The sequence below is a fragment of the Polaribacter sejongensis genome, from assembly GCF_038024065.1.
In the GTDB taxonomy this organism is placed as follows: domain Bacteria; phylum Bacteroidota; class Bacteroidia; order Flavobacteriales; family Flavobacteriaceae; genus Polaribacter; species Polaribacter sejongensis.
This window is the reverse complement of record NZ_CP150667.1, coordinates 3,353,833-3,366,396: the sequence shown is the minus strand read 5'-3', so window position 1 is coordinate 3,366,396 and position 12,564 is coordinate 3,353,833. Positions and strand designations below refer to the sequence as shown.

At 29.3% G+C, this 12,564-nt stretch carries 11 protein-coding genes; 2 read left to right on the top strand and 9 right to left on the bottom strand.

Annotated features, from left to right (window positions below):
* Positions 1–2: 2 nt before the first annotated feature.
* Positions 3–383, top strand: coding sequence for a DUF423 domain-containing protein (locus WHD08_RS14020; protein ID WP_208890398.1), 381 nt, complete (start codon positions 3–5; stop codon positions 381–383).
* A gap of 322 nt (positions 384–705) precedes the next feature.
* Here the strand turns inward: WHD08_RS14020 and WHD08_RS14015 are convergent, their stop codons facing one another.
* From WHD08_RS14015 to WHD08_RS14005, 3 genes are all read right to left on the bottom strand, one after another.
* Positions 706–1,398, bottom strand: a complete 693-nt coding sequence (locus WHD08_RS14015) for a hypothetical protein (RefSeq protein ID WP_208890399.1) — start codon at positions 1,396–1,398, stop codon at positions 706–708.
* Between the two features lie 59 nt (positions 1,399–1,457).
* Positions 1,458–2,312, bottom strand: coding sequence for a hypothetical protein (locus WHD08_RS14010; RefSeq protein WP_208890400.1), 855 nt, complete (start codon positions 2,310–2,312; stop codon positions 1,458–1,460).
* 829 nt (positions 2,313–3,141) lie between these two features.
* Positions 3,142–5,781: a T9SS type A sorting domain-containing protein gene (locus tag WHD08_RS14005; RefSeq protein WP_208890401.1), complete on the bottom strand. Its 2,640-nt coding sequence runs from the start codon at positions 5,779–5,781 to the stop codon at positions 3,142–3,144.
* A 636-nt stretch (positions 5,782–6,417) separates the two neighbouring features.
* Between WHD08_RS14005 and WHD08_RS14000 the strand changes: the two genes are divergently transcribed.
* On the top strand, positions 6,418–8,178 hold the full coding sequence (locus WHD08_RS14000) for a hybrid sensor histidine kinase/response regulator transcription factor (RefSeq protein ID WP_340832818.1): 1,761 nt from the start codon (positions 6,418–6,420) through the stop codon (positions 8,176–8,178).
* Positions 8,179–8,186: 8 nt separating this feature from the next.
* On the opposite strand, the gene WHD08_RS13995 is transcribed toward WHD08_RS14000, so the two are convergent.
* The 6 genes from WHD08_RS13995 to WHD08_RS13970 form a co-directional block, all read right to left on the bottom strand.
* Positions 8,187–9,032 carry a hypothetical protein gene (locus WHD08_RS13995; RefSeq protein ID WP_244183309.1) on the bottom strand — a complete coding sequence of 282 codons (846 nt, stop codon included), beginning with the start codon at positions 9,030–9,032 and terminating at the stop codon, positions 8,187–8,189.
* Positions 9,033–9,146: 114 nt separating this feature from the next.
* The gene (locus tag WHD08_RS13990) at positions 9,147–9,998 is read right to left on the bottom strand and encodes a TPM domain-containing protein (RefSeq protein WP_208890403.1); all 852 of its coding nucleotides are present in this window, start codon (positions 9,996–9,998) and stop codon (positions 9,147–9,149) included.
* Positions 9,995–10,432, bottom strand: a complete 438-nt coding sequence (locus WHD08_RS13985) for a TPM domain-containing protein (protein ID WP_208890404.1) — start codon at positions 10,430–10,432, stop codon at positions 9,995–9,997. The genes WHD08_RS13990 and WHD08_RS13985 overlap by 4 nt, the downstream gene beginning before the upstream one ends.
* Positions 10,433–10,436: 4 nt before the next feature.
* The gene (locus WHD08_RS13980) at positions 10,437–11,045 is read right to left on the bottom strand and encodes a LemA family protein (RefSeq protein WP_208890405.1); all 609 of its coding nucleotides are present in this window, start codon (positions 11,043–11,045) and stop codon (positions 10,437–10,439) included.
* Positions 11,046–11,169: 124 nt separating this feature from the next.
* On the bottom strand, positions 11,170–11,499 hold the full coding sequence (locus WHD08_RS13975) for a MerR family transcriptional regulator (protein ID WP_165732026.1): 330 nt from the start codon (positions 11,497–11,499) through the stop codon (positions 11,170–11,172).
* Positions 11,500–11,586: 87 nt separating this feature from the next.
* Complete coding sequence (locus tag WHD08_RS13970; protein ID WP_165731855.1) at positions 11,587–12,555, bottom strand: M23 family metallopeptidase; 969 nt, start codon at positions 12,553–12,555, stop codon at positions 11,587–11,589.
* Between the last annotated feature and the right edge of the window lie 9 nt (positions 12,556–12,564).

Here is a 12,564-nt window from a genome sequence, read left to right as displayed (position 1 = left end):
CTATGAATAAAATAGCATTAATTTCAGGAGCATTTTTTGGAATGTCAGCCGTAATTTTTGGTGCGTTTGGTGCGCACCTTTTAAAGAAAAAACTAAACACAGACCAACTACAAAGTTTTGAAACAGGTGTTAAATACCAAATGTATCATGCCATTGTATTACTTGTTTTGGGTTTTCAGTTAAACCACCAAATTACAATAGACAACTACATTATTAACTTTTTTATAATTGGAATTATTTTATTTTCATTTTCTATTTATGGTTTAGTAATTTCTTCTGCCAATAATAAAAAACTAAAATTTTTAGGACCAATTACACCGTTAGGAGGACTATGTTTAGTTTTAGGTTGGGGGTTGTTAATTTATAAGTTTCTAACTTTATAAAAAAATGAGGCTGACTAAAAAGGATTAAATCTTGTGAATCTGAAATAAATTCAGATTCACAAAAAACTTACTTTTTAAACAACCTCATTTTTTAGAATTCTTACAGCAACAATTAAAACATTATTAAGAGTAAGAATATGAGAGTATACAATAAAAAGACCATTAGCTCTAACTTGTAATATTTTATATATTTCATTTTAAATTATTTTAGATAATGTTAATTTATAATAACATTTTTATTGTAAATAATTACTTCACAACTCTCCATACGAGCGTTAAGGAACTTTTAATCATTTATCAACTAATACTGATACCTTCTTATTTATTCACCTCTCTTTTCTCTTGCTCTTTTAATAGTTGCAATAGCTACACTATCTTTTGATGTTAAAGTATTCGTTTGTTTTAATTTCATAACTGAAACATAGTCGTTAAATTTCTGATCTATATCTACCGTTCTTAAGTACCTAGATGCAGGCGTATTGATATGAACCGATGCTGCTTCTATTTTTGCTTTCATTCTTGCAAAAAAACCACCTCTATTATTTTTCTTAGTTTCTTTTACTTCAGGACGATCCTTAACCATAACATATACTTTAGTGATATTATTTACCGTAGGATTCCCTATTTTTGGTAGACGTTCTAATACCAAAAATAAATCGTCTATTGCCATGTAACCTTTTTTTGTTTGCTGATGCTTTATATAAATTAGGTTTGGGTAACTATCTGATATAACACCATCACTTAATTCTGTTTCGCTAAAATCTCCGTAAGTTTCAGTAATAGATTTCGCATTAAAACCTACAGGTTGCCCTGTAGGTAGCTTAATAACTGTTATGTTTACAGCTGGTGCTGATTCTGTAAAATTATACGTTCCGTCTCCATTGGCTTCTAATCCAAAAAAACCTTCGTATATCGCTGTTTCTCCATTGGCTTGTAAAGCTTCATATAAACTTTGTTGCCCCTGTGCTATCGTTGCCACAAAAAGTAAAATAACTGATACTATTATATTTTTCATTTTGTATTATTTTTATGAGTCAATTTTTAGATTACAGCTTGCGATACGGTAAACGTTGTTTAATTTAAAACGATACCACTTACAGTTACCGTCATAGTTTTATAAGTACTTTTTCTTAATGTTTTTGTACTTTCTGCTGTTTTAGGTATCCCTTCTACTTGAAAAATATAATCTCCTCTTTCTGTTATAAAACTTAAATCTGAACCATAAAAAATATTTGTATATCCAGAACCTCCAGTTGTATGAATATCTACTCTACCTAATTCATTAAAATCTGTATCACGTACAACCATTTCTAGTTTAAGACCTGATGAATAATTAGGGCTAAAAGGGTATCCTATAGCAATTTTAGCCGATTTGCTTATACTACTAGGAATACTATAATCTGAATCGGATACTTTAAAAAATAAATCATATAAGTATTCTGAATGATCAGTATCATACACATAATATACTTTTTCGCCTTCACTAGATAGGTTCTCTATTTTTATTTCGGTATTACTATCTTCTTCTAAAATATAAGCTTGATAAGTATCTGGAACGGCATCAAATTCTGTCATATCAAATTTTAAAATAGCTTCTCCTTCATCATTCGTTTCATCAAAAGTTAAAGCTGCGCTATATTCATTATCAAGATAATCTCCTTTTAATACAATAGTATAATTGTATGCAGTATTGTAATTTTCAACTTTAATAATAGGTTTAAAATTATTATTCATAGACTCTCCTATCTGAATATTCGAGTATCCATTATCACTAGAACTTGTAATTGACTGAAAATTTGCAGCAGTAATACTTTGTACTTTAATAGACATATTATCTTCATTACTTGAACAAGAAATAAATACCATTGTAATGGCTATTAATACTAATTTTGATACTCTAATTAATTGTGTTTTTTTAAAATTTTTCATTATAAAGTGTTTTTATTTTATAGCTACAAATCTATTAGTAAACAGCTATTTACCTCATTCAAAAAACATCTATTTGAGTCAAAACTCAACTATTTACATCAAAAAACATCCTTTTAAATCATTTGCTTTTTTTATCTAAAAAACAATTAAATATATTTTATAATGAACTCTAAAAGCAGTCAATATTTATAATACTTAATGATGATTTTTTAATTAGTAGCGTGTATTTTTCTAGTTATTATAAAAGAAATTTCATCATTCAAAACGATATTAATCTTGATTATAAAATATCAATTACCTGCTCCTTTAGAGGATATTAAATAAGTTCCATCAAACTCAAACTTTATAAAGGAATAGATTACTAGTAGCTACTAAAAAGATTTAAGACACTCCACTAAAAGCCACAGAACCCCCTCAATTAACTGTTTTTAAGCATTTTGTATATTAAAAGTTCGTTTTTTTTTAACTTATACGTAATCGAATTTTCTAATTCAAATCTTCATGTAATCGTTTTTATCTAAAAAAAAAATCTCGTAAGAATTACACCTACGAGATTTAAACAAAAAATCTACTTTCTTTATCAGATTCTATTAATTTATGATAAAACTGCTACCACAACTTGACTTTGCTCTATAAAAAGAAGTTTTTTAAACTCCATCGTTAGAATCATATTTCTAAGTATAACTAAAAGAATAATTTACTCTTGTTTCGCTATTTGTAATTATACGTATCTCTTTTTTTTTTGAGATTCATCTATTATTAGGTTTTGTTTTAATAAAACCTCGCAAGCAATGTACTTGCGAGATTAAAAAACACTCTAACTAAATTTCTACTTTTTTATGAACTTTTTTGTAGAAACAGTTCCGTTTTCGTCTTCTATTTTAATTAAATAAAGACCACTTTTTAAGTTTGATGTTGTTATCTTTTTAGAAGTAGTTTCTAAAACTTTATTTCCTAAAACAGAATATACTATTGCACGTTTTAAATTGCTATCCATTTTAATATTTAAATTTGAAACTGTTGGATTTGGGTAAACAGTTACATCACTTTTAAACACATTAAAGTTATCATTTACACCTAAAACACTTGATCCAAACTCATAAACACCCATATCTACTGTGGTGTCAAAAATACGTTGGTTACCTAGTAAATCTTTAGTAATACTTGTTGGTATTTTAGTGTTATCTCCTGTATTTATTGCTGGAGAACCTGTTTGTAAGGTAAAATTACTATTTGCTGCATTTACAAACAATGGGTTGCTATAATTTATACTTGCTTTATGTGTGATAGCATTACCTATAAAATTACGTTCGTCTATTGAATTATAAATGGCTAAAGAGTTTGGTAAAGATTCGTTAAGGGCATTTACTGAGTTTACCACGTTGCCTGTAGTTGTTAGATCTTTATTACCCCAAAAAATAGAATTAGAAATTGTTGCATTAATAGCACCATCACTCGGACCACTTTTAGAAATTGCTAAAGTAGAGCCTTTACCTGCGATAAATGTTGTAGTATTTTCAATATTATTTACATAAGTATTATTTACAATATTTACATTTACATCTGCATTAGCACCAATACTTCTTATCCAAGCAACACTAGCTCCATAACCTTTATTACTATCACTTAAGTCTGCTGCAACATTAGAGTCAAATAAAGTATTTGTAATGGTTACATCTACATTTGTATCAATTTTTGCATGCATATAAATCCCAGATCCTTCTCTAGACATATTATTTATAAACTGACAATTTTCAATTACTAAAGATGCTCTTTGACCCGTTGGATTATTTAGTTCAAATTCAGCTAAAAGTCCTGCATTTGTATTTCTACTTACATTATCTTTAATAATACAGTTTTTAAGTGTAAGATTATATATTGACTTATCTTTTATAATAGCACCACCAGTTTCTGTTGCACTTACATTTGTATGTGCATCACTTATAGTTAAACCATCTAACAATAAACTTTCTCCAGTTGCTGTAATATTTATAAGGTGATAACTATTATCTCCATTACGTGTAGAATTACCATAATTAGAAGGAAAATCGGAAACATTTACATCATTATTATTTAAATCTCCTGATAAAATAGTTGCGTTTGTTCCTAAAACTCTATCTTCTATAGAATTTTCTGTACCTGCAAAACCTCCATAAATACTTACATTTTCTTTTAAAATATCAAAAGTTGCATCACGATTACTTGCTGATGCTTTATAAGTACCTTTAGCTATCCAAATTTTAGAACCCTCACTTACAGTAGTTAAAGCATCTTGTAAATCTGTAAAAGCATCTGCCCAAGAAGATCCATCATTAGATCCTGATGCCGTATAATCTACATATATTATTGGTCTCTGCGATGAGATTAGCTGTGTAAAATTTATATAATTAGAATAATCAGATGTTGTTGCACTTGTACAATTTGTTTTTACATAAACATCATATTCATTACCGTTTGTTAAACCACTTAACACCGTACTTGTTGTAGTAATACCAGTTATTGTTGTTCCTGTACTTACATCATCGCCAGCATTTACATAAGTAACATCGTAAGAAAGTGCTCCATACACACCATTCCAACTTATAGTTGTTGTCGTTTCATCATCTATTGTTTTAAAAACATTACTTGGAGCTACACAATTTGGGGTTAAATTAGCATCTGTATATTTATAAATACCTTGTAATGAACTACCAACAGATGCAACGTAAATGTCTTGCCCGTCTATATCTATTCCTCTTGGACTTTGTATAGGTTGACCAATATAATATACGCTACCAGCACCAGACTTATGTATTTTACGTATCTGACCATTAGTTAAGTTTGAAGTAAAATATAAGTAATCATCTACAAAATGAATTCCCCAAGGCGCAGGCAACCCACTCTTTACTATTTGTGCAGCTGGTGTAGTTGCTGATAAATCAATTTTATAGATCTTTCCAGTACTCAAATTGTTAAATACAAAATATAAGGTAGAACCATCTAAAGTAACATCTGTAATATTTTGATGAGCAACAGGTAGTGATGCTACAAATACACTAGAGTTTATCCCTGTAACTTTACGTAATTCATGTTGCGAAGAGTTAGAAGGATTACTACCTGTATAATACAACTCGTTATTATAATGAAATACTGTAGATATGGTACTTGTTACATTAATCTGCTGAATAGGTATTGTAGGTATAACTCCTGATACATTAACCCCTTTAATACCTGTAAAAGGCATAAAAAGATAATTTCCTTCCCTCCAAAGATTATAGCCGTTAGTAGATGAACTAATATTTGAAACTAGTTCATAACTCGTAGAAACCTCACTCTTATTATATCTTATTAAAGATGAATTATTCAGAGTATAAACATAATCATCTATTACCTGTATTCCTACTGGCCCGTTAATACCCGATGCTATTCTTGTTTGTGCATAACTTAAGGTAGTTATTAAAGTAAATATTAAAAGTATTTGTGTTTTCATAATATATTATTTTATTAAAATGTTTACCACAAAACTATTGCTAAACAAGTATTTACATCATTCAAAATTCTTCTATTCTAATCACAAAGTAACTATTTGAGTCAAATACTAACCATTTGAGTCAAAAGGTTATTTACAGCTACTTAATTACCTCAAAAAAGATATATTTACAAAAAAAAGTATTTATAAAGCATCTAATGCTTGTTACTTTTTTTATCTAAAACCAATATTGTTTCGTTTTTTATGAAAGAGAAATATGAAAGTTTACTTAATTTAGGAATCCAAAAAAGGCATACAAACAGCCTTAACAAAAGAATACGTTTATTAAATACCTTTTGTGTAATTTGGGGAATTGTTGTTTTAATTTTTGTTAGTTTAGAGCTCATTGTAAGTATCGTTCTAGAGGTTATCAATCACAAAACTATTACGTTCGCTTTTATTGATATTAGATTTTTCTTTACGCATTTTTTTATACTCATTTCTCTCATACTAATCCTTTTTCTTAATAAAAACCTTCACTTTAAATGGGGTCGTTTCTACTTTTTAAGTGTTTTTGTTATTGCTAATTCATATGCTTCGCTAATTATTTCTCCGGGCCATTATGTAGAGTATTATTTTGTTTTATTATCTCCTATTGTGAGCACTCTTTACACTAAAAAAAGTTCATCATACCTTGCGTTAATAATTGGCTTTCTAATCTTTTTAACACCTTATTACATATATGTTGTTTACCCAACAGAATATGTAGATCGTTTAATTATCTTAGAGTCTGCTTGTATTTTTCTTGTAGTACACCTTTTGGTAAACTATTTTAAATCGAATAATTTAGTATATGAAAAGCTTTTAGCATTAGAAAGAGATAAAGTACTATCAGATAAATTTATCTTAGAAAAACAAGAAGCAGAATTGCGAGAATTGAGTGAGTTTAAATCGCATTTCTTTGTAAACCTATCTCATGAAATACGCACACCTTTAACGCTTATTCAAGGCTATACAAATCAATTAACCTTTAAAGAATCAGACAAAGAAAATAAAGAAAAAACAACCGTTATTAAAGAACAGTGCCAACAAATGCAAGATATTATTAATAGTATTATGGATTTGAGTAAAATGGAAAGTGATCAATTCGAACTTATTAGAATTCCTGTTGATGTAAATTCTTTTCTAGAAAAATATTTTACTAATTTTCAAAGTCTTTTTGCTAAAAAAAACATTGATTTCACCTTTAATAACAACACGCTAAAAACAAATATTCTAATAGATAAAAACCTATTTTCTAAAGCAATTAGCAATTTACTTAGCAATGCTTTAAAGTTTACATCTATTAACGGTAGCGTTGCTATAAACACTACTTTTAATAATGATGATGGCATTACAATTAATGTTATAGATTCTGGTATTGGCATCCATAAAGAAGAAAGAGAAAATGTATTTAAACGCTTTTATCAAGTAAAAAATGATATTACAAAAAGCCAAGGTAGTGGCATAGGATTGGCTTTTACTAAAAGTATTGTAAATGCACATCATTTTTCTATCGATGTAAAAAGTAGTATTGGTAAAGGATCTTGTTTTTCTATTTCAATTCCTAAAAACTATGTAAGCTCTGCCATTCATCAACCTAAAATAGAACCACAAAATACTTTTAGCACTAATGAACAAACAAAACCAACATTTATAAACAAAAAACAAAACATACTTGTAGTAGATGATCATGAACAAATGAGAATTTACTTAAAAAAAGTTTTAAAAAATTATAACGTTACAGAAGCAGAAGACGGTAAAGATGCGCTCTCTATTCTTCAAAATAATAGTTTCGATCTAATTCTAACAGATTATATGATGCCTGTAATGGATGGAGAAACTTTGGTTAAAGAATTAAAAAAGCAACAGAACAAAACACCTATTATAGTACTTACAGCAAGAACAGACCAACAAGGTAAATTATCTATGTTACGTCTTGGTATAGATGGTTATTTGCACAAACCTTTTATGGAAGAAGAGCTTTTAATTAATATTAAAAACGGTATAGCACTCTATAAAAATGTTAAAGATTTTGATAAGGAAACATCTCCAGAAGAATTAAAAAACCTCAACGAGTATGCAGATAAATTTAATACAAAAATTACGACTTATATTAACCAAAACATAAACTCACCACTACTTTCTGTTGATGCTATTGCAGAATACATGGCAGTTTCTAGAAGCACCTTAAACCGTAAAGTTAAAAGTATTTTAGGCCAAACTGTAAACCAATTAATACAAGAAGCGCGTTTAGAAAAAGCACGAAATTTAAGAGCCGAAAATCCATTAGCTTCTAAAAAACAAATTGCAGAAGCAGTTGGTATTACAAACACTACGTATTTATTTGATAAATTAAAAGAACGTTACGGAATTTAGAAATAAAACTATATTTTAAGTTCATAAAAATTACCGCCAACACCATCTGATTTTTCATCCGTAATTAGCAAAGTATTATTGTCTTTAAAAGTAATTCCTTCTTTTTGAGAATAAGAATTTAATGGAATTTTGGTTAATTTTCCTGATAAAAAATCATCGTTTTTATAATCCGTAAAAATTAAAACAGCAGCTGGAGACAATAATGCTACTTTGCTTCCATCATCAGAAATATCTGCAGAAGTAATCCAACATTCCTTGTCGTTACAATTATTAAATTCAGAAATAAATACTGCTTCATGTTTTCCTTCTTTAGCAGGAACCTTGTATAAAGAGGTTTTACCATACTGTCCTTCTACCCTACTTTTAGTAAACACATAAAATGAATTATTATAATAGAAAAAAGATTCTGCATCAAAAAATAGTTTTTTCTTTTTAGGTGGAAACTTCTTTTGTTCCGGATAAGAAAACTTAATTTTTTCTACTTTTATTTTTTTAGAACTTGTTAAATCATCATGCTTTACTTTTAAAATAACAAGGTTTTCTCTTTCACTATCATTGTTTCCAAAATCACCAATGTAAAGATTACCTTCTTCGTCGGATGCAAGGTCTTCCCAATCGTGGTTTTTTTCTTTTATAGTAAGCTCTTCAACAATATTTCCGGTAGCAGAAACACCGTAAATTTTAGGTTTATTTCCACTATCGTTTTGCATCCAAATAAAATCTGAATTGGCAACTACTTCTGCTCCAGAAACCTCTTCTAAGTCTTTTGATAATTCTGATATAAGTTTTAAACTACCAAAATTCTGACAACTTAATAAAGACAGAAAACTAAAAATTACAGTTATTACTTTCATCAACAATACTATTTATTTTAATATTAAAACCCTTCAGCTTTTTTATTCTGAAGGGTTTATAATTTATTTTTTTATAATTAGATTTTCTTCCAACAAGAAAGATTAAAATGGAATTTACCAGCCACCAGAAGCGCCACCTCCACCAAAACTACCTCCGCCGAAACCGCCTCCAAAGCCGCCTCCACCGAAGCTTCCGCCTCCAGATGAACTTCCAAAACCACCGCCAAAACTTCCGCTACCTCTACCGGCGTTACTTAAAATAATAGTTTCTAAAATAGCTCCTGCAATAGACCCGCTTCTAAAACCTCTACCACCACTACCATTATTTTTATTTCCTCTAGAAATTAAAATAAAAATGATGATTACTATAATGATAAAAATAATAATTCCAGGATCAAAACCTTCTGCGTCTTTTTGTCTACTTCCTTTAAACTCTCCGTTTAAGGTTCTAAAAATATAATCAGACCCTTTGTCTAAACCACTATAATAATCTCCTCTTTTAAACTCAGGAATAATGACTCTTTCAATAATTCTTTTTGCCTGAAAATCGGTTAAAAGATGTTCTGTACCTTTACCAGCTTGAATGGCAATTTTTCTGTCGTTTAATGCCAACAACATTAAAACACCATTGTCTTTTTTTGCATCACCTATTCCCCATTTCTCTCCCCAATTAGCGGCTAAATAATTAATATTTTCACCTTCGGTGGATGGAATAATAGCTACTACAATTTGCGTAGAAGTAGTATCTGAATAACGAACCAGCTTACCTTCTAAACTTGTTTTTTGACTCTCCGTTAATAAACTAGTATAATCATAAACACTGGTTTGAAACTCTGGAATTTCTGGTATTTGATAGCCCTGAGAAAAAACACTTAACGTGAATAAAAACGCAATAAAAAAAGTAATTTTTCTAAAAAACACTGCTAATTGAATACTATTTACTGAATACTGTTTACTGTATATCATCCTTTAGAAATCTCATTAGAAAGTTCATCTACATCATCAATTTGCCAAGGAAAATGTGTTCTTAACTCTTTTCCTGCCTTTAAGATTCCGTCAACAATTCCTTGTTTAAAGTTACCTTGCTTAAAATGATTTTGCATTACATCTTTGGTGGTATCCCAAAAATCTTTTGGCACTACATTGTTAATTCCTTTATCACCATAAATAACAAATTTCTTGTCTTTTACAGCAACATAGATCAACACTGCATTATCATCTTTAGTGTTGTTCATTTTTAGCAAATGAAAAACTTCTAACGCTCGTTCATCATGATTCTTCTCTGTAGAAGCCTCTATGTGAACTCGTATTTCGCCAGAAGTTTTTTTCTCTGCAACTCTAATAGCAGAAATAATTTCTTGTTCTTCTTCTGGAGACAGAAAAGCTTCTACTTTAGACATATTATTAGTTTTTATTGTTGAAATTAAACTCTACATCTGGTGCATTTTCAGATCCCGCATCTGCTTTATAACGATCCATTTCATCAAAATTAAACATTCCTGCTAACACCGAATTTGGAAACACTTTTATGTGTTTGTTATAATTATTTACACCTTCATTAAAACGATCTCTAGCAACATTAATTCTGTTCTCTGTACCTTCTAACTGACTTTGTAATTCTAAAAAGTTTTGATTCGCTTTTAATTCTGGATAACGTTCTACAGAAACTAATAACTTAGATAATGCACCTGTTAGGCCAGATTGCGCTTGTTGAAATTGCGCCATGTTATCTGCTGTTAAATCTCCTGCATTTATATTTACAGAGGTTGCTTTCGCTCTCGCTTCAATTACTTCTGTTAAAGTAGTTCTTTCAAAATCTGCTGCTCCTTGTACTGTTTTAATCAGATTACCAATTAAATCATTTCTACGTTGGTAAGAGCTCTCTACATTAGACCAAGTTGTTTTTGCATCTTCTTGTAAAACAACAGCTTCATTATTAAAGTTTTTACCCCAATTGTATACTCCGAAAACAACAACAAGGATTACTATTACTGGTATTAACCATTTTTTCATAATTTCTAAATTTTAATTTTTTGATTGATTGATTTTTGTACTACAAAACTACTTAATATTCTTCAGGTTGTAAAAGAATATTAGCTTCTATCCTATTAAGTTAGACATACAAACTAAAGAAATGTTACAATTGATTTTTAATTTTAATCAATTCTGCTTTCACTCCTTCTAATCTGGTAATAATTTCAAGGTTGTGAACTATTCCTTCTGGATTTTTCTTAAGTTTCTGTTTAGCACCATCTAAGGTAAATCCTCGTTCTTTTACAAGGTTAAATATTAACTTAAAGTTTTTAATATCTTCTTGTGTAAACAAACGATTTCCTTTCGCATTTTTTTTGGGTTTAATAATATCAAATTCTTTTTCCCAAAAACGAACTAATGAAGTATTTACGTCAAATGCTTTGGCAACTTCACCTATTTTATAATATCTTTTCTCGGGTAAATCTACGTGCATTTTTTTTTGTGTAATTGTGTAATTGTGTAATTGTGTAATTGTGAGCATATCTAAACGATTCAACAATTAAACAGTTACACAACTTTGTTAATCATAAGACTGCCCTTCTTCTTCTGCAGCTTTTTGCATTGCAGCAAACTCTTCTGGAGTTAAATCTCCATAATAAAAATTAATAGGATTTACAGCTACATCATTTTTATGAACTTCATAATGTAAATGTGCCGATACTGACCTACCAGTATTACCTACATACCCAATTAAGTCTCCACGTTTTACCTTGTCACCTTTCTTGGCTTTTATTTTACTCATATGGGCATAAATAGTTTTATATCCATATCCATGATCTATATATACCACGTTTCCAAAAGTGGCACTTCTTTGTGCTCTAATTACATCTCCATTACCAGAAGCAAAAATTGGCGTTCCTACAGGAGCTGTAAAGTCCATTCCTTTATGGAATTTTCTAATTTTTAATATTGGATGATATCTCCATTTATAACCAGAAGCCATTCTTGTTAAATCTGCTAGTTTTACGGGTAAAATAGCAGGAATTGAAGCTAACATTTTCTCCTTTTCTTTTGCTAAATTTACAATTTCATCTAAAGATTTAGACTGCACAACCAATTGTTTAGAAAGTATATCTATGTCTTTAGTTACTTTTGCAATCATGGTAGAATTATCGAAACCATCTAAATACTTGTATCTATTTACACCTCCAAAACCAGCTTTTCTTTGCTCGTCTGATATAGGATTTGCTTCAAAATACGTTCTATAAATATTGTTATCTCTTTCTTGTAATTGCGCTAAAATAGACGAACTTTCTTGCATTTTTTTAGAAAGTAACTCGTAATGTAACTTTAAATTTTCTAGTTCTCTTTTTTGAGCTCGCTCTCTAGGAGACATTATAAACTGGCTAAACACAATAAAACCAATAAATGCAGATAATACTAAAGCTAAAACTCCAATAACAGTTTTCTTATAATATTCACCCTTTTTTACAGCAATTTTCCTGTAAGAAAGTGTGTCCGCATCGTAATAATATTTTACTTTTGCCATATTGCTAAA

Coding starts and splice junctions, on each gene's coding strand:
- WHD08_RS13975 (WP_165732026.1), bottom strand. CDS start 11,499: ATGCACGTAGATTTACCCGAGAAAAGATATTATAAAATAGGTGAAGTT.
- WHD08_RS14020 (WP_208890398.1), top strand. CDS start 3: ATGAATAAAATAGCATTAATTTCAGGAGCATTTTTTGGAATGTCAGCC.
- WHD08_RS13980 (WP_208890405.1), bottom strand. CDS start 11,045: ATGAAAAAATGGTTAATACCAGTAATAGTAATCCTTGTTGTTGTTTTC.
- WHD08_RS14015 (WP_208890399.1), bottom strand. CDS start 1,398: ATGAAAAATATAATAGTATCAGTTATTTTACTTTTTGTGGCAACGATA.
- WHD08_RS13990 (WP_208890403.1), bottom strand. CDS start 9,998: ATGATATACAGTAAACAGTATTCAGTAAATAGTATTCAATTAGCAGTG.
- WHD08_RS14010 (WP_208890400.1), bottom strand. CDS start 2,312: ATGAAAAATTTTAAAAAAACACAATTAATTAGAGTATCAAAATTAGTA.
- WHD08_RS14005 (WP_208890401.1), bottom strand. CDS start 5,781: ATGAAAACACAAATACTTTTAATATTTACTTTAATAACTACCTTAAGT.
- WHD08_RS13985 (WP_208890404.1), bottom strand. CDS start 10,432: ATGTCTAAAGTAGAAGCTTTTCTGTCTCCAGAAGAAGAACAAGAAATT.
- WHD08_RS13970 (WP_165731855.1), bottom strand. CDS start 12,555: ATGGCAAAAGTAAAATATTATTACGATGCGGACACACTTTCTTACAGG.
- WHD08_RS13995 (WP_244183309.1), bottom strand. CDS start 9,032: ATGAAAGTAATAACTGTAATTTTTAGTTTTCTGTCTTTATTAAGTTGT.